Origin of the sequence: Rhizobium sp. EC-SD404 (assembly GCF_902498825.1) — a bacterium.
Taxonomy (GTDB): Bacteria; Pseudomonadota; Alphaproteobacteria; order Rhizobiales; family Rhizobiaceae; genus Georhizobium.
In genome coordinates this window covers 2,080,440-2,107,035 of record NZ_LR701459.1, presented here as the reverse complement: position 1 = coordinate 2,107,035, position 26,596 = coordinate 2,080,440, and the positions used below count along the sequence as shown (strand labels likewise).

At 63.1% G+C, this 26,596-nt stretch carries 23 protein-coding genes and 1 tRNA gene; 15 read left to right on the top strand and 9 right to left on the bottom strand.

Annotation, left to right across the window (positions count from 1 at the left end; all coding sequences use genetic code 11):
* Positions 1–11 precede the first annotated feature (11 nt).
* Positions 12–188, top strand: coding sequence for a hypothetical protein (locus GC125_RS20015; protein WP_199864547.1), 177 nt, complete (start codon positions 12–14; stop codon positions 186–188).
* A 57-nt stretch (positions 189–245) separates the two neighbouring features.
* On the opposite strand, the gene GC125_RS10875 is transcribed toward GC125_RS20015, so the two are convergent.
* Together GC125_RS10875 and GC125_RS10870 are read right to left on the bottom strand one after the other, a co-directional pair.
* Positions 246–1,121: an alpha/beta hydrolase gene (locus GC125_RS10875; RefSeq protein WP_199864546.1), complete on the bottom strand. Its 876-nt coding sequence runs from the start codon at positions 1,119–1,121 to the stop codon at positions 246–248.
* A gap of 176 nt (positions 1,122–1,297) precedes the next feature.
* Complete coding sequence (locus GC125_RS10870) at positions 1,298–1,600, bottom strand: hypothetical protein (RefSeq protein ID WP_151985684.1); 303 nt, start codon at positions 1,598–1,600, stop codon at positions 1,298–1,300.
* A 192-nt stretch (positions 1,601–1,792) separates the two neighbouring features.
* On the opposite strand from GC125_RS10870, the gene GC125_RS10865 reads away from it, so the two are divergent.
* The 6 genes from GC125_RS10865 to GC125_RS10840 all read left to right on the top strand — a co-directional run bounded on the left by GC125_RS10865 (position 1,793) and on the right by GC125_RS10840 (position 8,588).
* A tRNA-Asn gene (locus GC125_RS10865) sits at positions 1,793–1,867 on the top strand.
* Positions 1,868–2,041: 174 nt separating this feature from the next.
* Positions 2,042–3,532, top strand: a complete 1,491-nt coding sequence (locus GC125_RS10860; protein ID WP_151985683.1) for a cryptochrome/photolyase family protein — start codon at positions 2,042–2,044, stop codon at positions 3,530–3,532.
* Positions 3,529–4,899: an NAD(P)/FAD-dependent oxidoreductase gene (locus GC125_RS10855; RefSeq protein WP_151985682.1), complete on the top strand. Its 1,371-nt coding sequence runs from the start codon at positions 3,529–3,531 to the stop codon at positions 4,897–4,899. Before GC125_RS10860 ends, GC125_RS10855 begins: the two co-directional genes overlap by 4 nt.
* A 9-nt stretch (positions 4,900–4,908) precedes the next feature.
* A complete protein-coding gene (locus GC125_RS10850; RefSeq protein ID WP_151985681.1) occupies positions 4,909–5,754 on the top strand; it encodes a DUF1365 domain-containing protein in 846 nt (281 codons plus the stop codon).
* 147 nt (positions 5,755–5,901) lie between these two features.
* Entirely contained in the window at positions 5,902–7,155 is a 1,254-nt protein-coding gene (locus tag GC125_RS10845; protein ID WP_286165634.1) for an SAM-dependent methyltransferase, read from the top strand.
* A 53-nt stretch (positions 7,156–7,208) separates the two neighbouring features.
* Complete coding sequence (locus GC125_RS10840) at positions 7,209–8,588, top strand: MFS transporter (RefSeq protein WP_199864545.1); 1,380 nt, start codon at positions 7,209–7,211, stop codon at positions 8,586–8,588.
* Between the two features lie 8 nt (positions 8,589–8,596).
* Here the strand turns inward: GC125_RS10840 and GC125_RS10835 are convergent, their stop codons facing one another.
* Complete coding sequence (locus GC125_RS10835; RefSeq protein WP_151985679.1) at positions 8,597–9,409, bottom strand: SDR family NAD(P)-dependent oxidoreductase; 813 nt, start codon at positions 9,407–9,409, stop codon at positions 8,597–8,599.
* A gap of 99 nt (positions 9,410–9,508) precedes the next feature.
* Positions 9,509–10,180, bottom strand: coding sequence for a ChrR family anti-sigma-E factor (locus tag GC125_RS10830; protein WP_151985678.1), 672 nt, complete (start codon positions 10,178–10,180; stop codon positions 9,509–9,511).
* Between the two features lie 266 nt (positions 10,181–10,446).
* Here GC125_RS10830 and GC125_RS10825 point away from each other — a divergent pair, with 266 nt between their 5' ends.
* From GC125_RS10825 to GC125_RS10810, 4 genes are read left to right on the top strand one after another with little or no spacing between them, the layout of a single operon-like run.
* A complete protein-coding gene (locus tag GC125_RS10825) occupies positions 10,447–11,490 on the top strand; it encodes a cysteine synthase A (protein ID WP_151985677.1) in 1,044 nt (347 codons plus the stop codon).
* Positions 11,487–12,224 (top strand): alanyl-tRNA editing protein, encoded by a 738-nt coding sequence (locus GC125_RS10820; RefSeq protein ID WP_151985676.1) that lies wholly within the window; start codon positions 11,487–11,489, stop codon positions 12,222–12,224. The genes GC125_RS10825 and GC125_RS10820 overlap by 4 nt, the downstream gene beginning before the upstream one ends.
* 30 nt (positions 12,225–12,254) lie before the next feature.
* Entirely contained in the window at positions 12,255–13,136 is an 882-nt protein-coding gene (gene sseA / locus GC125_RS10815; RefSeq protein WP_151985675.1) for a 3-mercaptopyruvate sulfurtransferase, read from the top strand.
* Positions 13,111–13,707, top strand: a complete 597-nt coding sequence (locus tag GC125_RS10810) for a GNAT family N-acetyltransferase (protein WP_151985674.1) — start codon at positions 13,111–13,113, stop codon at positions 13,705–13,707. The genes sseA and GC125_RS10810 overlap by 26 nt, the downstream gene beginning before the upstream one ends.
* 45 nt (positions 13,708–13,752) lie before the next feature.
* Here GC125_RS10810 and ald read toward each other — a convergent pair whose 3' ends face one another.
* A complete protein-coding gene (ald, locus tag GC125_RS10805; protein WP_151985673.1) occupies positions 13,753–14,871 on the bottom strand; it encodes an alanine dehydrogenase in 1,119 nt (372 codons plus the stop codon).
* A gap of 156 nt (positions 14,872–15,027) precedes the next feature.
* Between ald and GC125_RS10800 the strand changes: the two genes are divergently transcribed.
* Together GC125_RS10800 and GC125_RS10795 are read left to right on the top strand one after the other, a co-directional pair.
* The gene (locus GC125_RS10800) at positions 15,028–15,501 is read left to right on the top strand and encodes an Lrp/AsnC family transcriptional regulator (protein ID WP_151985672.1); all 474 of its coding nucleotides are present in this window, start codon (positions 15,028–15,030) and stop codon (positions 15,499–15,501) included.
* 111 nt (positions 15,502–15,612) lie between these two features.
* Positions 15,613–17,262 (top strand): MFS transporter, encoded by a 1,650-nt coding sequence (locus GC125_RS10795; protein ID WP_151985671.1) that lies wholly within the window; start codon positions 15,613–15,615, stop codon positions 17,260–17,262.
* Between the two features lie 25 nt (positions 17,263–17,287).
* Here the strand turns inward: GC125_RS10795 and GC125_RS10790 are convergent, their stop codons facing one another.
* Positions 17,288–17,596, bottom strand: coding sequence for an HlyU family transcriptional regulator (locus GC125_RS10790; protein WP_199864544.1), 309 nt, complete (start codon positions 17,594–17,596; stop codon positions 17,288–17,290).
* A 187-nt stretch (positions 17,597–17,783) separates the two neighbouring features.
* On the opposite strand from GC125_RS10790, the gene GC125_RS10785 reads away from it, so the two are divergent.
* On the top strand, positions 17,784–19,769 hold the full coding sequence (locus tag GC125_RS10785; RefSeq protein WP_286165468.1) for a bifunctional 2',3'-cyclic-nucleotide 2'-phosphodiesterase/3'-nucleotidase: 1,986 nt from the start codon (positions 17,784–17,786) through the stop codon (positions 19,767–19,769).
* A 43-nt stretch (positions 19,770–19,812) separates the two neighbouring features.
* Here GC125_RS10785 and mfd read toward each other — a convergent pair whose 3' ends face one another.
* Together mfd and GC125_RS10775 are read right to left on the bottom strand one after the other, a co-directional pair.
* On the bottom strand, positions 19,813–23,328 hold the full coding sequence (mfd, locus tag GC125_RS10780) for a transcription-repair coupling factor (RefSeq protein ID WP_151985668.1): 3,516 nt from the start codon (positions 23,326–23,328) through the stop codon (positions 19,813–19,815).
* A 2-nt stretch (positions 23,329–23,330) separates the two neighbouring features.
* On the bottom strand, positions 23,331–23,630 hold the full coding sequence (locus tag GC125_RS10775; protein WP_151985667.1) for an FAD assembly factor SdhE: 300 nt from the start codon (positions 23,628–23,630) through the stop codon (positions 23,331–23,333).
* 96 nt (positions 23,631–23,726) lie between these two features.
* Between GC125_RS10775 and recG the strand changes: the two genes are divergently transcribed.
* The gene (gene recG / locus GC125_RS10770; RefSeq protein ID WP_151987800.1) at positions 23,727–25,832 is read left to right on the top strand and encodes an ATP-dependent DNA helicase RecG; all 2,106 of its coding nucleotides are present in this window, start codon (positions 23,727–23,729) and stop codon (positions 25,830–25,832) included.
* Here recG and GC125_RS10765 read toward each other — a convergent pair whose 3' ends face one another.
* Positions 25,833–26,534, bottom strand: a complete 702-nt coding sequence (locus tag GC125_RS10765; RefSeq protein WP_151985666.1) for a DUF502 domain-containing protein — start codon at positions 26,532–26,534, stop codon at positions 25,833–25,835.
* Positions 26,535–26,596 lie beyond the last annotated feature (62 nt).

Here is a 26,596-nt window from a genome sequence, read left to right as displayed (position 1 = left end):
GGAGACCCAGCATGACACGAGTGGCCCTTCTCGAACGATTGAAAGAGCTTCAGCGGCTGCCGAAGTTCCAAAACCGTGACATCCGCACGATCAGCGCCTGCCTGACCTTGGATGCACTTATCGAACACGTACGCGTCTGCGAAGAAGTGGCAGGCGTCCATGAGCGCGTGGTCAGCCAGGCGGGCTGACCATAGCGATCGCCGATCTCTCCGCTTTAAGCCAGCGATCACGCCGAAGAACGCTGGTCAGTCGTCTGCGGCCGGGAGGAGCGAATCGGCGATATCGTTGGCCTGCTCCCCGAGCGCCGACAATGAAGCCAGAATGCCGCTCTCGTCGAACTGCTCCATGAACGACGCGACCGCCTGCCGTCCCCCCAGCCGAATGATGTTCACGTGATTGGCGGCCGGCACGATGACGGCCGTCGCGAACTGATCGTTCACCGACGCCAGCATCGTGGCGAACCGCGCCGGCGTGACCGGATCCTGCTCCCCCGCGACGATCAGAACCGGAACCTTGAGTTCCGCGAGACGGGCGACATTGTCGAACTTGGTGCGCACCACCCAGTTCGGCACCCGTGCGACTTGCTGCCGACCGGCTTCCGGAAAACTCGTCATCGGCGCTTCCAGAATGAGTGCGCGGGGCTGAATTTGCGCAGCCGCATTGGTGGCGATGCCCGACCCCATCGAGTAGCCGTAGAGCACGAAGCCATCACGGGCGAGACCCGCCTGCTCCGCCTGATCGAGCATTGCCGCCGCATCCCGATACATGTTGCCCTCGCGCGGCCTGCCGGGATTGCCGCCATAGCCACGATAGCCGGCCAGAAGCAGGCCGTAGCCATTCTCTGCCAACTCATAGAGGTGCCGCGGCTTTCGAACGAGATCGCCTTCCCGGCCGGCGAAATAGACGATCGTGGGCTTTCCCGGCACAGCCGGCAGATACCAGGCGCGAATGGTCAGACCGTCATGGGTCTCGTAGTCGAGCGGCTGCACGGCCGAAAGACTATCGAGCTCCAGCAGATTGAAGAGCGTCCGCTGGCGAAAGAGGATGTGCTCGGGAATGGTGGTGGCAACGCCAAACGTCGCGGCCAAAAGGGTAGAAGCTAAAACCAGGCCAATTGCCATCTTGCGCACTATCCCCGCGTCAAAGCGGTCGGTCGAAAAAGTCATGGAGGAGAGCGCATACCCTTGCTGGAGGCGTCGATCGGACGATTCGTCCGCCTCACATCAAGCAGCGTGATTTGGCTGTAAAGTGGCGATCGCGTTCATTGCCGGGCACGCATTCGTGCAAGTGGGCAGGCTCAATGCTCGGCGTGATCGTGACCGGGCGGCACCTTGGGCTTCCGGCCCCAGCGTCGACCGTAATAAACCGAGCCCGATCGGCGCCAGCGGCGCACGAATGCAAAATCCTGGGACAAGACGAGCAGGCCAAGCGGTAGCATCCAGATGCCGAGGATCGGCAGAAAGCTGAAGATGCCGCCGAAAATGAGCGCAATGCCGAGTGCGATGCGTGCCGCGCGCGATTGCGGCAAGCGAATCCGGCGCCCCAGGATGTGAATCGTGCGGGTCACGGGATCGAACCGGAAACGGCTTTCGGATGCCATTTTGCTTTCAGGATTGGTATCGGACACGGCTGGCAATGCCACCTCGCAACAATCGCCCCCAGGCGCCTCGGTGTTGAGAAGTGGGCACTCGGCGATGATTGTGCAAGACGGAGCACTTTTTTCGGGAAACGGCTTTGCAAGTGGGAAAGGCATTTGTTATAGGCTCGCCAACTCGACGAAAAGACGAGTTTTTCCCCGGTAGCTCAGTGGTAGAGCACTCGACTGTTAATCGATCGGTCGCTGGTTCGAATCCGGCCCGGGGAGCCAATCACGTCAAAGGCCGCTTGCCATCCGTTTCCGGGGCAGCGGCCTTTTTCGTAGCCAACCATCCCCGCTTTGCCTCTGAAACCTTTGATCCATTCCGTTCGTATCGACGTAACGAGATCAACATGGGGATGGTCATATTTCCCCTTCTGACGTTTCAGACAGAAAAGCGTTTTCATGGCACTTAAGGCGCGGGAGAAGGATGGTGGCGCGACGGATGGAGCGCATGCCGGCGGACCTGTCGTTGTATGGTTCCGCAACGATCTGCGCGTCAGAGACAATCTTGCTCTTTCGAAAGCCGTGGCCAGCGGCGCACCAGTCATCGCGCTCTTCATACTCGACGAAACAGCCAAGGCGCCTCGCAAGCTCGGCGGCGCTCGCCGCTGGTGGCTTCATCACTCTCTCGTCTCTCTGAAGGCGTCTCTCGAGGCGCTCAACATCCCTTTGGTTCTGAGACGAGGTGAATCCGAGAAACTCGTTCGCGCCGTCGTCGACGAATCAGGGGCGGGCAGCCTCTTCTGGAACCGGCGGTACGAGCCCGCGGGCATCGCCATCGACACGCGACTCAAGGCTTCGCTCAAGGATGGCGGCATCCACGTCGAGAGTTTCGACGGGCAGCTTCTGCACGAACCGAACCGAACGGCGACGGACAGCGGTGGCCACTACAAGGTCTATACGCCGTTCTGGCGCGCACTGGATGCCGGAACGCCGCCACGCGATCCGATAGGTGCTCCGGACAAGGCCGCAAAGCCTGCGGCCGACCTTTCGACCGACACGCTCGACGATTGGAAGCTCCTGCCGACGAAGCCGGACTGGTCCGGTGGGATCGCGGAGAGTTGGACGCCCGGAGAAGCCGGCGCGTGGGAACGGCTGGAAGATTTCATCTCGGGGCCGTTCAACGCCTATGCGGAAGGCCGCGACCTGCCCGACCGTGTCGGAACATCACGCATGTCGCCGCATCTGGCCTTCGGCGAAATCACGCCCTACCAGATCTGGGCGGAGACGAGCCGCCGCCCGAAGGAAGTCTCGAGCGAAGATCGCACCACCTATCGCAAGGAAATCGTCTGGCGGGAGTTTTCCTATCACCTGCTCTATCACAAGCCGGATCTTGCCGAAGCCAACTACAATGCCGCCTTCGATGCAATGCCTTGGAGACAGGACAAAGACGGCCTGCGTGCCTGGCAGCGCGGAATGACGGGTTACCCGATCGTCGATGCCGGCATGCGCGAGCTGTGGCAAACCGGCTGGATGCACAACCGAGTGCGCATGATCGTCGCATCCTTCCTGACCAAGCATCTCCTGATCGACTGGCGCATCGGCGAGGACTGGTTCTGGGATACGCTGGTCGATGCCGACCCGGCCTCCAACGCTGCGCAATGGCAGTGGGTCGCCGGTTCGGGTGCCGATGCCGCTCCCTATTTCCGCATCTTCAATCCGATGCTTCAGGGCTCGAAATTCGATAAAAAGGGCGATTATGTCCGCCGGTTCGTGCCCGAACTGGCCGAGCTGCCCGACAAATACATCCAGACGCCCTGGGAAGCGCCGAGCGAAATTCTGACGCGTGCGGGAATCGATCTCGGCAAAGATTACCCGCGCCCCATCGTCGACCATCAGAAAGCACGCCAACGCGCTCTCGACGCATACAAGAAACTCAAGGAAGCAGCATGACCGTTCACCTGCCCCATCCGGAACGCGGCGCCGTGCCGATCGACCGTGCGAACGGCCCGCATCGCCGGATCGCCGTGATCGGCTCCGGCATCTCCGGATCCTCCGCGGCCTGGGCATTGAATGCCACGAACGACGTCACGCTTTACGAGAAGGAACATCGTCTCGGCGGACATACGGCGACCGTCGACGTCGATTACGACGGCAAGTCGATCGCCGTGGACACCGGCTTCATCGTCTATAACGAGGTGAACTATCCGAATCTGAAAGCCCTGTTCGAGCATCTCGGTGTCGAGACGCACAAGAGCAATATGAGCTTCTCGCTTTCGCTCGACCATGGCAAGCTGGAGTGGAGCGGTGATGGTTTCCGTACCCTCTTCGCCCAGAAGCGCAATTTCTTCCGCCCGACCTTCCTGATGATGCTGCGGGAGATTCTGCGCTTCAACAAGATGTGCCTGCGCGACCGTGCCGACGGCCATCTGCGCAACATTTCGATCGGCGACTATCTCAACTGGCGCCGCTTCTCACCGGGCTTCACCAACAACTACCTCGTGCCGATGGCGGCTGCGATCTGGTCGACGCCTGCCAAGCAGATGATGGAATTTCCGGCCGAGCATTTCGTCAATTTCTTCGACAACCACCGCCTCGTGCACAGCCAGCAGCTTCCGTGGCGCACCGTCACGGGTGGATCGCGAACCTATCTGGAGCGCCTGCTGGCTCCTTTGAAGGACAAGACGCGCGTCGGTTGCGGCGCTGTCAGTGTTCGACGCGCCGGCGGCAAGGTGTATGTCCGAGATACGGCAGGGCATGAAGAGGTCTACGACGCCATCGTCATCGCGGCGCATTCCGATCAAGCGCTGGCGATGCTCGAAGATGCAAGCGAAGCCGAGCGCAGCGTGCTTGCCGGCATACCCTATCGGCCGAACCGCGTCGTTCTGCACCGCGATCCCGACCTGATGCCCAAGCGACGCAAGGTCTGGGCTTCCTGGAACTATCTGCGTTCGTCGGTCGATGGCGGAGAAGGCGACGTGGCGGTTACCTACTGGATGAACCGCCTGCAGGGCATCGATCCCGCCTGCCCGCTCTTCGTGACGCTCAACCCCGATCGCGAACCGGATCCGGCCAAGGTTTTTGCCGAATTCTCCTACGATCACCCGCAATTCGGCGCGGATGCCGTCAGGATCCAGAAGCAGCTGGCCGGTCTTCAAGGCCGCTCGAACACGTGGTTTGCCGGTGCGTGGACCGGCTACGGGTTTCACGAGGACGGCTTGTCCTCGGGCCTCGCTGCGGCCGAGGCCCTTGGCGCAGTGATTCCCTGGCGGACATGGGGCGCCGACCCCTCGGTCGACTTCGTCGAGGCGGCGGAATAGGCTTTCGCCATGACCGTGCACGCCCCCATCTTCGAGACCAGCCAGGCCTCAGCGAACATCGCCTTTCCGGCGCCGGCTGCGGCTATCAGTCTCTATGTGGGCGACGTCATGCATCAGCGCATGCGCCCGAAGCCGCACCGCTTCACCTACCGCGTCTTCAACATCCTGATCGATCTCGACCGGCTCGACGAGGCGGATCGCCAAAGCGGGCTGTTCGGTGTGAATCGGAGAGCAGTGGTGTCGTTCCATGAGAGCGACCACATCGACGGCCCTCACGAGAGCGTGCGCAGCTATGTCGATCGTCTTTTGAGCCAGGCTGGATTGATCGAGAAGGCCGACCGCATTCTGCTTGCCTGCTATCCGCGCGTACTTGGGCGCGTGTTCAATCCGCTGGCTGTCTACTACGCCTACGACAAGCGCGATGTTCTGAAGGCGCTGGTCTACGAAGTCCGCAACACGTTCGGCGAACGGCACAGTTATGTTTGCGTCTGCAAGCCGGGGGACGTCAGCCCGGCCGGCGTTCGTCAGGAGCGGAACAAGCGGTTCTTCGTCTCGCCCTTCATCGACATGGAGATGCGCTACCATTTCCGGATGCTCCCGCCCGGAGACGCGATGCGGTGGCGCATCCTCGAAACGGATGGGAATGGACCGTACCTGTCCGCCACCTTCGACGGAAAGCGCACCGACTTCACCACGAGAACGCTTGGCGCTTGCCTGCTGCGGGTTCCGTTCCAGACATGGAAGATCGTGGCGGGCATCCATTTCGAGGCGCTCCGCCTCTGGTGGAAAGGCGCTCGCTACCGGTCGCGCGGGCCGGCACCCGTCGCTGTGAGCTTCGATGATGAAGCCGCTTGAAAGCAAAGACACTTTGGCTTTTCATCTGCCGATGATCGCGAGACCTGTTGCGAGCGCCGTTACGATCGAGACTGGAACCCGTCGGGGCAAATTGAAAGTCGGCCATGCTCAAGGAGCCGGCAAAAACTGGAACGGACGTGCATGAGTATGGATGCGACATTCTCCAACGATCATTTCGCTGCAGCTGAACGGCTGACGGCCGACAACGTCACGTCCTTCATGCGGGGGCTGCCGGCGCGCGCGCAGTTGACGCTGAAGGCTCTGGTCAACATGAACTACGGCGCAATCAACGTGCGCATGCCGGATGCCCGGATTTTTCGCGTCGAGGGTGCAAAGCCCGGACCGGAAGCGACCGTCGTGCTCCATAACTGGAACCTGCCGCAGCGCGCCTTCATGCGCGGCACGATCGGCGTCGCCGAGTCCTACATGGACCACGACTGGGACAGCCCGGACGTGACGGCATTCCTGGAATTGTTCATCGTCAACATGGATCTCGGCGAGAAATACGCAACGGGCGGACGCGGCATCCTGCAGCTCTTCGACAGGCTGCGCCACTGGCTGAACATCAACACGCGCAGCCAGTCCAAGCGCAACATCGCCGCCCATTACGATCTTGGAAACGCCTTCTACAAGGAATGGCTCGACCCGACGATGACCTACTCGTCGGCGCTTTACCAGACCGGCGCGAACGATCTTCAATCGGCGCAGACCGCGAAGTACCGGGCTCTCGCCGAGGCGACGGGCATCGGGCCGAACGACCACGTTCTGGAAATCGGTTGCGGCTGGGGCGGGTTTGCGGAGTTTGCCGCCAGCGAGATCGGATGCAAGGTCACCGGCCTGACGATCAGCCGCGAACAGCTCGCCTATGCCGAGGAGCGGATCCACAAGGCAGGGCTTTCCGACCGCGCCTCGTTCAAGTTCCAGGATTACCGCGACGAGACGGGCGTCTACGACCGGATCATCTCGATCGAGATGCTGGAGGCCGTCGGCGAGAAATTCTGGGCGACCTATTTCGGCAAAGTGCGCGACTGCCTGCGTGAAGGCGGACGTGCTGGGATCCAGGCGATCACCATCGCCAGCGCCGTCTTCCCGATGTATCGCAGCCAGCCTGATTTCATCCAGCGCTACGTGTTTCCCGGTGGCATGCTGCCGACCAACGACCATCTGCGTGCTTTCGGAAGCGATGCCGGTCTCTCGATCGTCGGCAACCGCGCTTTTGCAGCGGATTATGCCCGCACGCTGGCCGAATGGCGCGAGCGCTTCTGGGCGCGCTGGGAGGCAATCCGGCCCCTCGGTTTCGACGAGCGGTTCAAGCGCCTTTGGGAATTCTATCTGTTTTACTGCGAAGCCGGCTTCCGGGCGGAAAATATCAACGTCCGCCAAGTGGTCTATGCACGGTAGAGATTGCGTAGAAGCGGCATGAGCCTTCCGTCTCCTGCCTCTCCGACGCGCACATGACACCGCGCGAAATGCCCGAAACATCAGGCAGTGTGCGAACCGCTTCCTATGGCGACAACGTACCTGCGCGCATTCTGGCAGCCTACGCGTTGCCTGCGCTGCCGCTCGCGGCCATGACGTTGCCGCTCTATATCCTGCTGCCGACATTCTACACCGAGACGCTGGGGCTTTCGCTTGCCGGCGTCGGGTTTGCGCTCCTTGTCATGCGGCTCTTCGATGCGGTCAACGATCCGCTGGTCGGCTGGATGGCGGATCGGTTTCGTCCACGCTTCGGCCGGAGACGCACGCTGTTTGCAGCCAGCTTGCCACTGACGGCTCTCTCGGGCTTCATGCTCTTCTGGCCACCCGTCGACGCCACCACGGGGTACCTGCTCGGCTGGGGCATGATGCTGTCGCTCGGCTACACTGCATCCGTCATTCCCCTAACGGCATGGGGAGCCGAATTGTCCAGCGGCTACCGCGGCCGGTCGCGCCTGGCCGCCTGGCGTGAGGGTTTCATTCTGATCGGCACGCTGATTGCGATCGCGGTGCCGTTCACGATCGGCTTCGACACTGCCGAAGGTGTCCACGGGCTCGCGCTTCTTGCGATCGGCATCGCGGTTGCACTGCCAGTCTGTGGAATGGTTGCCGTGTTCGTCGTTCCGGAGCCGAAAGAACATACCAAGCAGCGGGTCGATTTTCGCAAGGGTCTTGGCCACCTTCGCAACAACCGGCCGTTCCTTCGCCTGATCTTCGCATACCTGATCAACGGGCTGGCAAACGGCATTCCGGCGACGCTCTTCCTCTATTTCGTCTCCGAGCGCCTGGGACTGCCCGAGGCCCGCGGGCCGTTGCTGTTTCTCTACTTCCTCTCCGGCGTCATCGGGGTGCCGATCGCGCTCAAGATCGCCGACAGGATCGGCAAGCACCGGGCGTGGTGCTGGGCGATGCTGGTCAATTGCGTGATCTTCGCCGCTGCGCCGATGCTGCCGGAAGGCGCTCTCTACGGCTTCGGAGCCATGTGCGTCGCGACCGGGATATTTCTCGGTTTCGACCTGACGATCCCCGCATCGATCCAGGCCGATGTCATCGACGTCGACACGGCGAGTTCGGGCGAGCAGCGGTCCGGCATCTATTTCGCCGCCTGGAGCCTCGCCACCAAGCTGTCGCTGGCGCTCGCCGGCGGGACGATATTTCCGGCGTTGGCGTTCTTCGGCTTCGATCCGCAGGCGAGCGGCAGCAACACGGAGACCTCGCTGCTCGCGCTTGCCGTCATCTACGCCTGGGTGCCGATCGCGCTGAAGTTGATCGCGGTGCTCTTGATGTGGAACTTCCCACTCGACGAGGCCGAGCACGCGAAGCTTCGGGCCTCGATCGATGGTCCTTCCCGCGCGTAAGCAAAGCCTCAGTCGGCGCCGCGGCTTTCCAGAGGGCGCTTCGACCATCCCGTCATGCGATTGATGGCCGCGAAATAAAGCGGGTAGGGAAAGAGCCCGAGGAACTTGAGGGCATAGGTGAAGCGCTTGGGGAAAGTGATCTCGAAACCAGGACGTTTCAGCCCTTCGATGATCCGGTCCACGGCATCGTCCACCTGCATCAAAGCCGGCATGGCGAATTCGTTCTTCTCCGTCGCCGGCGTGTCGACAAATCCGGGGTGGACCACCTGGATGCGGATGTTCATCTTGTCGAGGTCGAACTTCAGGCTTTCCGCCATATTGGTCAGCGCAGCCTTCGTGGCGCCATAGGCCGCACTCGTCGGCAAACCACCATAGCCGGTGACGGAAGACACGATCGCGATGTGGCCCCTGCCCGCGCGCTGCATGGCATCTACGGTGGGCACCAACCCGTTCACGACCCCGTTCAGATTGACGGCGAAAGTCTTGTGGAAGTCTTCGACCTTCAAATCGTTGCCATGGACCGGGATGTAGACCCCGGCATTGAAGATCGCGAGCGCGAGCTTGCCGTGGTGACTGACAATAGAATCGACAATCCGCGCCATGTCGGCTTCATCGGTCACATCGCCGGGCATCGGATAGATGCGTCCCTTCGCGGTCGACGCCTTCGCGGCCAGTTCGTTGAGCTTGTCCTCACCGCGGGCCGTAGCGACGACGGTGTAGCCGGCCTGCGCGAGCTTTATTGCCAGCGCCGCGCCGATGCCGGAGCTCGCGCCCGTGACCCAGACGGCTCCATGGGATGGTTCGGCGAAATAGTGGCGCATCACAGGGCTCCTACTTGTGTTCCGGAAATGAAAACGCGCCAGCCAGGAATTGGCCGGCGCGGTTTTCGTTCCGCTCGAAACTGTTACGCAGAACTCACGTCAGCCGATCAGGTCGCCAATCAATTGACGGAAGGAACCGGTCAGGCGCAAAGGCGCATCCGTGACGGCAAAGCCGATGCAGGGGCCATGGCTTTCGGCAACAGGACGGTGATCGATATCGTCGTCAGCGACGGAAATGTCGCCTGGGCCGTAACGGCCCAGTCCATCGGAGAACGCTCCCTGCAACACGAGCGAAATCTCGCAACCGTGGTGCGTGTGCGCAGGAACGGTGCGGCCGGGGCGCAGCCAGAACATGCTGACGTGGCAGCCGTCGATTTCGCCCATGTCGTATTCCTTGAAGCCCGGCATTTTGGTGCGCCACGGCACATCCGCAATATCGAAGCCAACGAAGTCGCGCAGCGCCGAAGGCATGCTGCCATCATCGGGCGCAGTCCGCGCCGCATCCATGTCAATGTCCATCGATGTCAGCTTGGCATTGTCCGCACTCGACTGAAAAATCCGATCCAGCACCTCGTCGCGTGCGGAAATCGGGGCCGGCGCCAGGCTTTCAAGCGTTTCGCCCGCCATTGCTTCGAGATCCGAGACGAAGGTGCGTGCACCTTCGCGAAGTTCGAGATGCGACTGCACCAGGACACGCGCCGGCAACGGCAGCGTGCCCGCAACATAACGCGCCATCAGCGAGTCGATCGTATCAATATGCTCACGAACCATTCGTCGCCCTATCGTGACGCGGGGCTCCACCCAAGCGCCGCTTCCAGAATCCCTCAGATCACCACTAGCGAGAATACGGGCAACTCGGCAACTCGGATCAGTGGTCTAAATGATTGGGCATTCAAGCCTCGGGACACGCGCTCTGGACGCATGCTGTATTCCGCTCATTGGCCGAAAAGGCGAACGGGATTTCTTGCCAAAGAAGCCTTGAGAACGCACAACCACGTTCCTACTCTACAAAAAACAATCCCAAAAGGCGGATTTTCATGTCCTTTCTCCCATCCGTTCTCGACGCCATCGGCAACACGCCGCTGATCAAGCTGAAACGAGCCTCGGAGGAGACGGGCTGCACCATCCTCGGCAAGGCGGAGTTTCTCAATCCAGGCCAGTCGGTCAAAGATCGTGCAGCGCTCTTCATCATCCGTGAGGCGGAGCGCAAGGGTCTTCTGCGCAAGGGTGGCGTCATCGTCGAGGGAACGGCGGGCAATACGGGCATCGGGCTTGCGCTCGTCGCGCGTGCACTCGGCTACCGCGCCGTCATCGTCATCCCGGAAACGCAGAGCCAGGAAAAGAAGGACGCGATCCGGTTGCTCGGCGCCGAACTCGTCGAGGTTCCGGCCGTGCCCTACAAGAACCCGAACAACTACGTGAAGGTGTCGGGGCGCCTTGCCGAGCAGTTGGCGAAGACGGAGCCGAACGGCGCGATCTGGGCCAACCAGTTCGACAACACCGCGAACCGCGATGCGCATGTGGCGACCACTGCTCCCGAGATCTGGACCCAGACCGAAGGCAAGGTCGACGGCTTCATCTGTGCGGTCGGATCGGGCGGAACGCTTGCCGGCGTCTCCATGGGGCTGAAGGACAAGAACCCGGACATCAAGATCGGTCTCGCCGATCCGGAGGGTGCCGCGCTGTTTTCCTACTACACCAGCGGCGAGTTCGCCTCGCCCGGCACCTCGATCACCGAGGGCATCGGCCAAGGCCGCATCACTGCCAATCTCGAAGGCTTCACGCCGGATTTCGCCTATCGGATCTCGGATGCTGAAGCGTTGCCTCTGGTCTTCGATCTCGTGCAGGAAGAAGGTCTCTGCCTTGGCGGCTCGAGCGGCATCAACATCGCCGGCGCCATCCGCATGGCGCGCGACATGGGTCCCGGCAAGACGATCGTGACGATCCTCTGCGACTACGGCAACCGCTACCAGTCCAAGCTCTTCAATCCGGAATTCCTGCGTTCCAAGGATCTCCCGGTTCCAAACTGGATCGAAAATCCAGCCAAGTTCGACGTGCCGTTCGAGGACGTCCAGGCGTGAGCGAGGCAACGCGTCCGCTCTTCATCGAAGACGCCTATCTCTCGACCGCCGAGGCGACCGTGCTGTCCGTCAATGCAGCCGGCGGCATCGTGCTCGACCAGACCTGTTTCTACGCCACATCGGGCGGCCAGCCCGGCGATGTGGGACAGTTCGAGCGCGCCGACGGCTCGCTCATTCCGATCGCCGCGACCATCAAGGGCGAGGTCCCCGGCCAGATCATCCACCTGCCGCAGGATGGGGCCACGCAACCGGAACCCGGCGAGCGGCTGGTACTGCATGTGGACTGGGCGCGGCGCTACCGGCTGATGCGGATGCACACGGCCTGCCACCTTCTCTCCGTCATCTGCCCCTACCCGATCACCGGTGCTTCGGTTGCAGAGGACGACAGCCGTGTCGATTTCGACATGAGCGCGACGATCGATCGTAGCGAGGTGACGGCACGGCTGATGGAGCTCGTGGCAGCCAATCACCCGATCTTCACCCAATGGATCGACGAAGCTGAGCTCGACGCCAATCCGGGCATCGTCAAATCCAAGAACGTGCGCCCACCGCGCGGCACGGGGCGCATCCGCCTCGTCTGCATCGGCGAAGGCTCGAGCATCGACAGCCAGCCCTGCGGCGGCACCCATGTGTCCGAAACGCAGGAAGTGGGCGCGATCCACATCGCCAAAATCGAGAAAAAGGGCAAGGAAAACCGGCGTTTCCGCATTCGCTTCGGACGCGCGCCGGACTAAACTCCAAGGCATTCCAGGGAGGACGAGATCATGACCAAGAGCGCATTCATCATCGACGGCGAAACGCTTCAGGCGCGGCTTGGCGACGCGCGCCTTCGGATCGTCGATGCCTCCTGGTACCTGCCTGCCCAAAACCGAGATCAGCGTGCCGAATACGCTGCCGGCCACATCTCGGGCGCCGTATTCTTCGATCAAGACGCCATCGTCGATGCCAGTTCGGCGCTGCCGCATGCGCTTCCCTCGCCGGAGCTTTTTGCCGAGAAAGTCGGCGCGCTCGGCATTTCGGAAGCTGACACGATCGTCGTCTATGACGGCCCCGGCCTCTTTTCCGCTCCGCGCGTCTGGTGGATGTTCCGCACGATGGGCGCAAGCTCGGTGCTTCTGCTCGACGGCGGGCTCGACCGCTGGAAAGCGGAGGGCCGGCCCGTAACGAGCGAGACGAACACGCCGGAGAAAGCCGTGTTCACTACCGCATTCGACGCGAGCAAAGTCGCCACGATCGACGATGTGCGCGCCGTCATCGACGACGGCTCCGCACAGATTGCCGATGCGCGGCCGCATGGCCGCTTCACCGGCGAGGAACCCGAGCCGCGCGCCGGTATGCACTCCGGTCACATGCCGGGTGCCTTCAACGTGCCGGCGGCCTCGCTTGGCGAAGGCGGCAGCCTCAAGGATCTCGAGGCACTGGCCGAAACGCTGAAGCATGCGGGTGTCGACCCTTCAAAGCCCGTCGTCACGACCTGTGGTTCCGGCGTCACGGCAGCGACGATCACGCTCGCCCTCCACTCGCTCGGCTTTACGGACAACAAGCTCTATGACGGCTCCTGGTCGGAATGGGGAGCGCGCGACGATACGCCGATCAAGAAGGGCGCCGGCATCATCGACGATGCCTCATCCTCGCCCAAGGAGTGACGCCTTGGCCAAAGGCAAAACACCCACACCGCTGACAACTACGGTCACCTATCTGGAGATGGCGAAACCGCCATCCGGCCACCATCCGCTGCCAATCAATGTGCAGGCTGCCTTGATGCGCACGCGGGATATCCCGCTGCACTTCTACCGCTATTTGCAGTACCGGATCGGTCGCGACTTCCATTGGGTTTATCGGCTACGCCTTGACGACGAAACGCTTGCGGCCATCGTGCACGACCCGGCGACCAGCATCGACGTGCTCTATCTGGACGGGGCGCCGGCCGGTTTCTTCGAACTGAAGCGGGAGAGCGAAGAGGTCGTCGACCTCGCCTATTTCGGCCTGATGAAGCACGCGCAGGGCCGAGGCCTCGGTCGCTGGTTCCTGCGCCAGGCGATCGATGCCGCGTGGGCACTCGGGCCGGACAGAGTGACGGTGAACACCTGTACGCTGGACCACAAGGCGGCGCTATCGCTCTACCAGAAAATGGGCTTTAGCCCCATCGGCCAGACGGAAACCTTCATCCACCCGATGACCGACGCCGATCACCTGCGGCTCGCGGCACTCGACTGAGATGGCAGCGCCCGGCCAACGGCCGAGCGCGTGCGTCCTTCCGGTTCAAGCGACCTTGAGGATGGCCTGCGGCTCCACGGCTTCGTAGCCGAGCGCATCGGCAACGGCGCGGTTGGTGATGCGGCCTGCATGGACATTGAGGCCTGCGCGCAGATGCCGGTCTTCGGCAATCGCCTTCAAGCCTCGATCGGCAAGTTTCAGGCCGTGCTGCATGGTCGCGTTGTTCAGCGCGTGAGCCGATGTGATCGGGACGGCGCCCGGCATGTTGGCCACGCAGTAATGCACGATGCCGTCGACCTCGTAGGTCGGGTCGGAATGCGTCGTCGCATGGCTGGTCTCGAAGCAGCCGCCCTGGTCAATCGCGACATCGACGATGACCGCGCCACGCTTCATGCCCGACAGCATTTCGCGGGTGACGAGCTTCGGCGCCGCTGCACCGGGAATCAGAACGGCACCGATGACCAGATCGGCCGTGAAGACTTCTTCTTCCAGCGCCTCGATCGTGGAGAAGCGCGTGCGCACGCGACCGTTGAAGATGTCGTCGAGCTGGCGCAGGCGCGGCAGAGAACGATCGAGAATCGTCACCTCGGCGCCGAGGCCGACAGCCATCTTGGCCGCGTTCAGACCGACGACACCGCCACCGATGACGGAGACACGTGCGGGAAGAACGCCTGGAACGCCGCCAAGCAGGATGCCGCGGCCGCCATTGGCCTTCTGCAGCGCCGTCGCTCCGGCCTGGATGGCAAGGCGCCCGGCGACTTCCGACATCGGGGCGAGAAGCGGCAGGCCGCCATGGTCGTCGGTCACGGTTTCATAGGCGACGGCCGTTACGCCGGATTCGACGAGACCCTTGGTCTGCTCAGGATCCGGAGCGAGGTGCAGATAGGTGTAAAGCAACTGGCCTTCGCGCAGTTGCGCCCACTCGGACGGCTGCGGCTCCTTGACCTTCACCACCATGTCAGCGCGCTGGAAGATTTCCGCAGCGGTCGCCACGATCTTGGCGCCGGCTGCCTGGTAAGCCCCGTCGTCGGCACCGATGCCGGCGCCCGCACCCGTTTCGACGATCACTTCATGGCCATGGGCGATGTATTCGCGCACGGCGCCCGGCGTCAGGCCGACGCGGTATTCGTGATTCTTGATTTCTTTCGGGCAACCGACACGCATTGCGATCCTCCATGGCGGCCCGCGGCGGGATGGCGGGCGATGATGACGAATTTCAACATCGGATGCCCGCAATGTCCTTGCGAAGTTCGTTTGCCAAACGGCAAAATTCGAATATTCTTGCACGCATCGGTCTTTCGTTCGGGGAATCCACGTCTAATGGAATTCGATGCTATCGATCGTGCGATGCTTAAGCGGTTGCAGGAAGAAGGCCGCATCTCGAATGCCAATCTCGCCGAGGCCGTGGGGCTGTCGCCATCAGCCTCTTCCCGCCGACTTGACCTGCTCGAAAAATCAGGCGTCATCCGCGGTTACCACGCCCGACTGTCGGACAAGGCGCTGGGCTACGGCATGACGGCGATCGTCCATATCTCGCTGTCCGGCCAATTCGCGCGCACGCTCGCCGAGTTCGAGAAGGCCGTGAAGCTCTGCTCGAACGTGCTGTCCTGCTACCTGATGTCGGGCGAGTACGATTATGTGCTGCGGGTCGTGGTCAAGAGCCTCGAGGATTACGAGAGGCTGCATCGCGACTGGCTGTCGGCCCTGCCCCATGTCGTGCGCATCAACTCATCCTTCGCGCTTCGCGACGTCATCGACAGGCCGAATATCGGCATCGATGCGGAACATTTCTGACTGCCGGTCTTTGAGCAAACTGGGGTTCCGGAAGCGCAGACTCGGGTCTAGTCTCTTCCTCCCCCGCATTGTTCCTCACGCGCCTGCAAGCCGCCTCACCGAAAGCCGATCATGAAGGAAGACGTTTCCAAGCCTGCGACGTTTGCCGCGCTCGCACCGCTCAGGCATCCGACATTCCGCGCGATCTGGCTCGGCGCCATGGCATCGAATTTCGGCATGCTTATCCAGACGGTGGGCGCCGCGTGGCTAATGACGCAGCTTGCGGCTTCCGCCGACATGGTGGCGCTGGTCCAAGCCTCGAATGCGCTGCCGATCGCTTTTCTCGCGCTGATCTCGGGCGCAATTGCCGACAGCTACGACCGGCGCAAGGTGATGCTTTTTGCGCAATGCTTCATGCTGGTCGTCGCGACCGTGCTTGCGATTGCCGCATGGTACGAAGCGCTGACCCCATGGACGCTGCTCGGCCTGACTTTCCTGATCGGCTCCGGCATGGCGCTGAACAATCCCTCCTGGCAGGCATCCGTCGGCGACATGGTGGGCCGGGACGATCTCCCCCAGGCGGTGACGCTGAACTCGATGGGCTTCAATCTGTCGCGCAGCGTCGGCCCAGCGATCGGCGGCGCGATCGTCGCTGCGGCGGGGGCTGCTGCCGCCTTCGCCATCAATGCCGCGAGCTATCTCGTGCTGATCTTCGTGCTGGTGCGTTGGAAACCGTCGCTTCCGGCGAGCACGCTGCCGCGCGAGAGCCTCGGCAGTGCCGTCATGACGGGCCTTCGCTATCTGGTCATGTCGCCGAAGATCGAGATCGTCATGCTGCGCAGCGCCATGTTCGGCATTTCGGCAAGCGCCGTGATGGCGCTGATGCCGCTGATTGCACGCGACATCCTGGCTGGCGGCCCGCAGCTCTTCGGCCTGCTGCTCGGCGCGTTCGGGCTCGGGGCGGTGGCTGTTGCGCTTTCCAATTCGGCGCTGCGGGCGCGCTTTGCCGGTGAAACGCTGATCCGCACGGGCTTCCTCGGCTTCGCCGCGTGCGCCTTCATCGCTTCGTTCAGCCGCTCCGCACCGCTGACCATGGTCGCGATGACGCTTGGCGGCGCCTGCTGGGTGCTGACGCTTTCGCTCTTCAACACGACCGTGCAGCTGTCGACGCCGCGCTGGGTCGTCGGGCGGCTGCTGTCGCTCTACCAGATGGCGACCTTCACGGGCATGGCGCTCGGGTCCTGGATCTGGGGCCTGGTCACGGAAAGCTATGGCGCTTCGAACGCGCTTCTTGCAGCATCGGTTCTCATGGTGGCGGGTGCTGCGATCGGCCTCGTCCTGCCGCTGCCGGCCCCGCCGCGGCTGAAACTCGATCCGCTGAACCGGTGGAAGGAGCCGCATCTCGCCCTCGACATCAAGCCGCAGAGCGGCCCGATCGTCATCATGGTCGAGTATCGGATCGGCAATGACGACATGCCGGAATTCCTGAAGTCCATGGCGGAACGCCGGCGCCTGCGGTTCCGCAACGGCGCGCGCCACTGGACCTTGATGCGCGATCTCGAGGATCCCGAACTCTGGCAGGAGACCTATCACCTGCCGACATGGACGGAATATCAGCGCTACCATCAGCGCACGACGGAGGCCGATGCCGTTATCGCGGAAGCCATCCGCGCCATGCACAAGGGCCCGGGCAAGCCGGTGATCCATCGCATGATCGAGCGCTCAACCGACTGGAGCGCCAATCAGCACGTCACGCCCAAGGACATGCTCGATATTCATTGAGACGGTTTCTACGAGCGAAGGGCGATCAGACCGGACCGGTCTCGCTCGGATCGGCGAAGAGCCGCGGGTTCTGCTCGATGATCTGGCGACCCTTGCGCTGCGAGACCTCAACGGCCTCCTCTTCCGTCATGCAGAGATCGGCGCGGATGAAATGGCGCTCGATGCGCTGGCCGTCCACGATCTTCGCGATGATGCCGGCAACGCGCCACTGACCGCCTTCGCTCATCGGCTGCGCGACGATCTCACAGCCCTGATGCTCGATGGGAGCGGCTGCCGCAGGCTTTGGTGCGGCCTTCTCGCCGCCAAGGCCGAACAGCTTGGAAAGAAGTGACATCGCCGGTCTCCCATGGTCAGGTTCTGAAAGGCTTTCTAGCACGCGCATGCCGCTTGGCCAGCCATTTCAGGCCAGCTTTCATGCCGATCCGCCTCGTCGTCATCAATGCGTCACAGGCTGATGCTCGATTGCCGGCATGCTGGGGATCAGGCCAAATCCGAACCGAAGACCGAGAGGAACCGCACCCGTGATCATCCGACCGAAGCCCTTCACCCTCACCCGTCGCACTCTGCTGGCCGGATCGGCGGCGCTCTCTGCCGTCGTCATGCTGCATCCTTTCTCCGCACGGGCGCAGGCAAACCAGGCGCATCTGCGGATCATGGGCACGAGCGACCTGCACGTGCATGTCTACCCCTACGACTATTACGCCGACCGCGAAAACGACACGATGGGCCTCGCCCGTACGGCCGCGATCGTCAATTCGATCCGGGCGGAAGCAACGAACGCGATCCTGCTTGACAATGGCGATTTCCTGCAGGGCAATCCGATGGGCGACTACATCGCCTACGAGCGCGGCATGAACGAAGGCGACGTCCATCCGGTCATAAAGGCGATGAACGTGCTCGGCTTCGATGCGTCGACGCTCGGCAATCACGAATTCAACTACGGCCTCGACTTTCTGTTCAAGGCGCTCGATGGCGCGGAATTTCCCTTCGTCTGCTCAAATGTCACGCGCGGCACGCTTGCCGGCAATCCATTGCAGGACGAGCTTTATATCCAACCCTATGTCATTTTGGACCGAGAGCTGACCGACGGCGCCGGGGAAACCCATCCCATCCGCATCGGCATCATCGGTTTCGTGCCGCCACAGATCATGACCTGGGACGCCGCCCACCTCACCGGCAATGCCGCGGCGCGCGACATGGTGGAAGCCGCGCGTGCCTTCGTGCCGCAAATGCACGAAGAAGGCTGCGATATCGTCATCGCTCTCGCCCATTCGGGCATCGGCGAGGAAGCCCATAGCGCAGGCATGGAAAATGCTGCGATCCCGCTTGCCGCCGTCGAAGGCATCGATGCGATCGTCACCGGCCATCTGCACCGCGTCTTTCCGGGCGAGGAATTCGAAGGCGTGGCCGGCGTCGACAACGCCAACGGTACGATTGCCGGCAAGCCGGGCGTTATGCCGGGCTTCTGGGGTTCCCACCTCGGCCTCATCGACCTGATGCTTGAGCGCGACGGCGACAGCTGGCGGGTCGTCACGCACACCTCGGAGGCACGGCCGATCTTCGAGCGTGTCGAGGCGACCGTCACGCCGCTGGTCGAGAGCGACGCCGAGGTGCTCGCCTCCGTCGAAGCGGAGCACGAGGCGACCATCGCTTATGTCCGCACGCCCGTCGGTCGCACGGCAGCCCGGCTTCATTCCTATTTCGCGCTCGTTGCCGATGATCCATCGGTGCAGATCGTAAGCCAGGCGCAAACCTGGTACATCGCCGACATCCTCTCGCGCGATCCCGATTACGCCGATCTTCCGGTTCTCTCCGCAGCCGCACCGTTCAAGGCCGGTGGGCGTGGCGGGCCGGACTACTATACCGACGTGCCGGTCGGCGAGATCGCCATCCGCAACGTCGCCGATCTCTATCTCTACCCGAATACCATCCATGCGGTCGCCATCACCGGTGCCGATCTCAAGGAATGGCTGGAGCGCTCGGCAGGGATCTTCAACCAGGTCGAGCCCGGCGCCTCGGATGCCGCACTCATCAATCCGGACTTCCCATCCTACAATTTCGACGTGATCGACGGCGTCACCTACGAGATCGACCTGTCGCAACCATCCCGCTACGATTCAGAGGGCGTGCTCGTCAACGAGAGCGCCAACCGGATCAAGAACCTCGCCTTCGAAGGCGCGCCGGTCGATCCGGCCCAACGCTTCGCGGTCGCCACCAACAACTACCGCGCCGGCGGCGGTGGCAGCTTTCCGGGCATCACCTCCGACAAGATCATCTTCGTCGGTCCGGACACCAACCGCGATATCATCGTGCGCTACATCATCGAGCAGGGCGAGATCGATCCGGCGGCGGACGGCAATTGGCGCTTCAGCCCAATGCCTGACACCACCGTTGTCTTCGACACGGGCCCCGCAGCCGCCGACGTGATCGCCGATGTCGAAGGCGTGATGATCGAGGAGGCCGGGGCCGGCGAGAACGGGTTCGCCCGGTATCGGATCACATTGTAGCCGAGAGATTTGCTCTCCCCTCCGCGGGGGAGAGCAAACCCGATCAAGCCGCCTTCACGATATCCGCGAGCGTGTTCATGATCACCGCGGCGCCGCCCAGGCGCTTTTCCGGGGTCGGCAGTTCGCGGATGAAGACGACGCTCTGGTCGGGGCGAATCTTCGCCTGGTTGCCGAGCTTCGCGATATGCTGGACGAGGCCGGCCGGGTTCGGGAACTGCTTGTCGCGGAACTGCACGACGACGCCCTTCGGTCCCGCATCCAGCTTCTCGACATTGGCCGTGCGGCAGAGCGCCTTGATGTAGACGATCTTGAGGAGGTGCTGCACTTCCTTCGGCATAGGCCCGAAGCGGTCGATGAGTTCCGCACCGAAATCGTCGATCTCGCCGAGATCGGTGACCTCGCCGAGACGCCGGTAAAGGCCGAGACGCAGATGCAGGTCCGGCACGTAGTCTTCCGGAATCATGACCGGGGTGCCGACGGTGATCTGCGGCGACCAGCCGGTATCGCGGACCTCGTCCTCGCCCTTCAATTCGGCCACGGCCTCCTCCAGCATCTGCTGGTAGAGCTCGAAGCCGACCTCCTTGATGTGACCGGACTGCTCTTCGCCGAGCAGATTGCCCGCGCCGCGCAGATCGAGGTCGTGGCTGGCGAGCTGGAAGCCGGCGCCGAGTTCGTCCAGGGACTGCAGCACCTTGAGGCGCCGCTCGGCCATGGGCGCGATGAGGCGGTTCGCCGGCAGCGTGAAGAGCGCGAAGGCACGCACCTTCGACCGGCCGACGCGGCCGCGCAGCTGGTAAAGCTGGGCAAGGCCAAACATGTCCGCACGGTGGACGATCAGGGTGTTGGCGCGCGGCACATCGAGACCGGATTCGACGATCGTCGTCGACAGCAGCACATCGTACTGGCCGTCATAGAAGGCGTTCATGATGTCGTCGAGCTGACCGGCCGGCATCTGGCCGTGTGCGGTCGCGACCTTCAGCTCCGGCACTTCCGACTGGAGGAAGGCCGACACGTCTTCCAGATCGGCGATGCGCGGGCAGACATAGAAGCTCTGGCCGCCGCGATAATGCTCACGCAGCAAGGTCTCGCGGATCGTCAACGCATCGAAGGGCGAGATGAAGGTGCGCACCGCGAGCCGGTCGACCGGGGGCGTGGTGATCAGCGACAGCTCGCGTACACCCGTCATGGCCAGCTGCAGCGTGCGTGGGATCGGAGTTGCCGATAGCGTCAGCACGTGCACGTCCGACTTCAGCTCTTTCAGCCGTTCCTTATGCTTGACGCCGAAATGCTGTTCCTCGTCGATGATCAGCAGGCCGAGATTGGCGAATTTGATCGACGAGCCGAGTAGAGCGTGCGTGCCTATGACGATGTCGCACTTGCCGCTGGCGATCTCGCCCTTGGTCAGCGCGAGTTCCTTCGCACCAACGAGGCGGGATGCCTGGGCAACCCGGATCGGCAGGCCACGGAAGCGCTCGGCGAAGGTCTTGTAGTGCTGGCGCGCGAGCAGCGTCGTCGGCACGACCAGCGCCACCTGGATGCCATTCATCGCCGCGACGAAGGCTGCGCGCAGCGCGACCTCCGTCTTGCCGAAGCCCACGTCGCCGCAAATCAGACGATCCATCGGCTGGCCTTCGCCAAGGTCGCCACGCACGGCCTCGATGGCGTTCATCTGGTCTTCCGTCTCGTCGTACGGGAAACGGGCCGCGAACTCGTCGTAGAGGCCTTCCGGCGTCGTGAGGACCGGTGCCGAGCGCATTCGGCGCTCCGCCGCGATGCGGATCAGCCCACCCGCCATGTCGAGCAGGCGCTTCTTCAGCTTGGCCTTGCGCGCTTGCCAGGCAACGCCACCGAGCTTGTCGAGCGTGACCTCGGTCCCCTCGGAACTGTAGCGCGACAGAAGCTCGATGTTCTCGACCGGCAGATAGAGCTTGGCGTCGCCGGCATAGTGCAGCTCGAGGCAGTCGTGGGGCGCGCCCATCGCCTCGATGATCTTCAGGCCGACGAAGCGGCCGATGCCATGCTCGGCATGGACGACGATCGCCCCTTCCTCCAGCCCTGCCACTTCGGAAATGTAGTCCGAGCCGCGCTTCTTGCGCCGCGCGCGGCGAACGAGCCGGTCGCCCAGAATGTCTTGCTCACCGATGACGACGAGATCGCCCGTCTCGAAGCCCTGCTCCAGCGGCAGGATCGCGGCAGCCGCCTCGCCCTTGGCCAGCTTGAGGATGTCGTCAAGCTTCTCGATCCGCTTGATGCGCGCAAGCCCATGCTCGCTCAGCACCTGCAGCAAGCGATCGAGCGAGCCTTCCGACCAGCCGGTCACGAGCACGCGCTTGCCGTCGGCGCGCTTGTTGGCGATGTGGCGCGAGGCGGTCTCGAAGAGGTTCTCGCGCTCGTCGTCGGCGCTGCCGGCCTGGCGGGCTTCCTCAACCCTGCGCGCCCAGCGCGGGCCGGGCTTGGCCTGAAGCGTCACGACACGCCGATCGGAGGTTTCCGGCTCGTCGAAAGGCGTCATCCGGATGCCGTGCAGCGCATCGATGCGCGTCATGACTTCCGATGCGTCGAGATAGAGGCTGTCAGGCGCGACGGGCTTGTAGGGCGTGCCCTGCCCTTTGCCGGACTGCTCGCCGGCGTGGCGGCGTGCCTCGTAGTGGTCCTTGATCTGGACCGAACGCTCGGCCGCGGCTTCAGCCACCAGATGATCGGTGACGAACGAAAATCCCTTCAGATAGTCGAAGGCCGTATCCAGCTTGTCGTAGAAGAGAGGGAGCCAATGCTCCATGCCGGCATAGCGGCGGCCTTCGCTGATCGCCTGGTAGAGCGCGTCGTCGCGCGTCGCTGCGCCGAAGAGGGCCAGGTAGTTCGTGCGGAAGCGGCTGATCGTTTCCGGCGTCAGCGTGACCTCGCTCATCGGATGAAGGTCGAGCATCTTCGCCTGGCCGGTGGTGCGCTGCGTCGCGGGATCGAAGCTGCGCACGCTTTCCAGCGTGTTGCCGAAGAAATCGAGGCGAAGCGGTTCCTGTGCGCCTGGCACGTAGACATCGAGGATGCCGCCACGCACGGCGAATTCGCCAACTTCGCGCACGGTCGAGACCCGCTCGAAGCCGTTTGCGGCAAGCCGCGTGATGATGGCGTCCATGCCGACCTGGCTGCCGGCCTTTGCAGTGAAGCCGAGCCCGTCGATCACCGATACCGGCGGTGCCTTCAAGAGCATCGCATTGACCGACACGAGCGCAATGGCCGGATGCGGTTTTGCTTGATAGCCGATGAGCGACGTCAGCGCGGAAATGCGGCGCGCGGCGGCTTCGGTGCTCGGCGAAACGCGGTCGTAAGGCAGGCAGTCCCATGCCGGCAATTGCAACACCGGAATCTCCGGCGCGACGAAGGCCAACGCCTGCGCGATATCGCCCATGCGCTGACCGTCCGAAACCACATAGGCGACCGCCTGCCCAGCCCGCGCCATTTCGGCGATGACGAGCGGTTCTGCGCCCGCCGGCACATGGGCAAGCGTGACCGGCGTGCGGTTCTTGGTCAAGAGATCGAGCGACAGGCCTTCGATCATCGTCAGGTCCTGTTCGTGCCGAATATCTCGGGGTCAAATGCGCGGATGCGGGTGAAAAGCGGCGTGTCGTAATTCGCCGGGATTTCGGTTTCGCCCGTCACCCATTTGACGAGTTCACGGTCATCGAGCGCCAAAATGCCTTCGAACTCGACGATTTCGGCCTCGTTCATGGTCGCGATTTCGCGATCGCAGAACGATCCGAGCATCAGGTCCATCTCGCGGATGCCGCGGTGCCAGGCGCGAAAGAGAATTCGCCTGCGGCGCGGATCAAGGTCGGCGCTCGTCACTGTCGTACCGGTCATATGAGAAAGCTTCCTGTTGATCGCGCCTCTATAGCCAAGCCTGCATCGCTTGTCAGCCTTGCTCGCACGCCTGCGGAGGGGCATCACTATGCGGCCATGCGTCCCAGCGAACTCGACCCCTTCTTTGTTCCCGTTGCGAGCCGACCCGGCATTGGGCCGAAGCTCGCCGACCTGATTGCGCGCCTGACCGGCCGCGACGGGGCAGAGGATACGCGCGTCGTCGATCTCATGTTCCTCGCGCCGCACTCGATCATCGATCGTAGCCAGCAGCCGGGTATCGCGTTAGCGCCCGAAGGCACGATCGTGACGCTCAAAGTCACCGTCGACCGCCACCAGCCCAGCCCTCGCGGCAAGCCTAACGTGCCCTATCGCGTCTTTGCCAGCGACGAGACCGGCGAGATCGCCCTCACCTTCTTTCGCGCCAAGACCGACTGGCTGAAACATGCGCTCCCGCTCGGCGAGACCGTGCTCGTCTCCGGGAAGGTCGACTGGTTCAACGGACGGCCCTCCATGGTCCATCCCGACCACATGGTGCGCGAGGCAGATGCGGCCTCGATGCCGTTCGTCGAGCCGGTCTATCCGCTGACGGCCGGGCTTTCGCCGAAAGTGCTGCGCCGGGCAATCGACGGGGCACTCGAAACGCTTCCGGTGATGAACGAATGGATCGATCCCGGCATCGTCACGCGGCACGGCTTTCCGGCCTTCCATGAAGCGTTGCGGGACCTGCACACGCCGCAATCAGCGGCCGATCTCGAGCCGCGCAACACCTTCCGCAGCCGCCTCGCATATGACGAATTGCTTGCGGGACAATTGTCGCTTGCCATGGTGCGCCAGCGCATCCGCAAGCTTTCGGGCCGTCCCGTCATCGGAACAGGCCGGCTCAGCGAAAAGGTCAGCGCCGCCTTACCGTTCAAGCTGACTGGCGGCCAGCTGAAAGCCGTCCACGATATCCTCACCGACATGCGGGCCGACGAGCGCATGCTGCGCCTGCTGCAGGGCGATGTCGGTTCCGGCAAGACGGTCGTCGCGCTGATGGCGATGCTTGCTGCGGTCGAAGCCGGTGGCCAGGCTGTGCTCATGGCACCGACGGAAATCCTTGCCCGGCAGCATCTGGCGACCATCGAGAAGCTGACGGCCGGGCTGGGCATCGGCGTCGACATTCTCACGGGGCGCGCCGGCAGCCGTGAGCGATCCGCCGTGCTCGGCCGGATCGAAAGCGGCGATGCGCAGATCGTCGTCGGCACCCATGCGCTTTTCCAGGACACGGTGACCTTCAAGGACCTGATGCTGGCGGTCGTGGACGAGCAGCATCGCTTCGGCGTCCACCAGCGGCTGCGGCTGACGGCCAAGGGCACCGCGCCGCACATGCTCGTCATGACCGCGACACCGATCCCGCGCACGCTCGTGCTGGCCGCCTTTGGCGATATGGACGTCTCGCGCCTCACCGAAAAACCCGCCGGCCGCAAGCCGATCCAGACCGTGACCGTGCCGGACGAGCGGATCGGCGAGATGGTCGACCGCCTTCGTGCGGCGGTGGCGGAAGGCAAAAAGGCCTACTGGATCTGCCCGCTGGTGGAAGAGTCGGAGGTTTCCGACCTCATGTCGGCCGATGAGCGGCACAAGCTGTTGGCGTCGATCCTCGGGCCCAAGGTCGGGCTCGTGCATGGCCGCATGAGCGGGCCGGAAAAGGACGCGGCGATGATGGCGTTCAAGAACGGCGAGACGCGGCTCCTCGTGGCGACCACGGTCATCGAAGTCGGCGTCGACGTGCCGGACGCGACGATCATCGTCATCGAACATGCCGAGCGCTTCGGGCTTGCCCAGTTGCATCAGCTGCGCGGACGCGTGGGCCGCGGCGACGAGGCATCGTCCTGCATACTGCTCTATAAGTCTCCGCTGTCGGAGACAGGCCGTGCTCGACTTGGCGTGATGCGCGACACGGAAGACGGGTTCGTCATCGCCGAGGAAGATCTTAAGCTGCGCGGCGAAGGCGAGCTTCTCGGGACGCGGCAATCCGGAACGCCGGGGTTTCGCCTTGCAAGCCTCGAAGCTCATGGCGACCTGCTGGAGACGGCACGCAACGATGCGCGCTACATTTTGGAGACCGACCCGGACCTAGCAGGCCAGCGCGGACAGGCGCTGCGTGCTCTGCTCTATCTCTTCCGCCGTGACGAGGCGATCCGCCTCCTGCGCGCCGGGTGATCAGGCTGCTGGACGGGGGCCATCCTGTCGCTTCGCGTCGGCAAGAGCCTGCAGCCTGGGTTGATAATCGGGTGCTACGAGGCCTGCCGAGATGATCATCTTGGCCGCCTCCTCCACCGTCATATCCAGGATGATGACGTCCTTGCGCTCGACGAAGAGCAGATAGCCGGAGGTCGGGTTCGGCGTCGTCGGCAGGAACACAGACACGGTGTCCTCGCCGCGCTCTTCCAGCTTGTGGCCGATTTCGCCCTTGGTGTCGGTCGCCAGGAACACGATCGACCAGAGACCCGTGCGCGGATATTCGATCAGGCCCGCCTGCTTGAAGGAATTCGACTGCTCCGCCAGGACCGTCTGGAAGATCTGCTTCAGGCCCTTGTAGATGCTGCGCACGATCGGCATGCGGTCGAGCAGGCTCTCGCCGACATCGATCAGCGTGCGCCCGATGATGTTGGCTGTCAGGAAACCGACCAGCGTGATGAAGATCAGCGCTGCGACGAGACCGAAGCCCGGCACTGAAAACGGCAGGTACGTATCGGGGTTGTAGACGCGGGGCACATAGGGCTTCACCCAGCCATCGACCCACATGATGAACGACCATGTGAGATAGGCGGTGATGGCCAGCGGCGCGCAGATGATCAGGCCCGTCAGGAAGTAGTTCCTGATGCGCGTGGTTGGCGGCAGGCGTTTTGATTTCTCGGCCATGGTCGAAGCTGTCCGTCTAACGGAGCGGACTATGACTTATGCGCGTGCCATGCGGCAAGCGT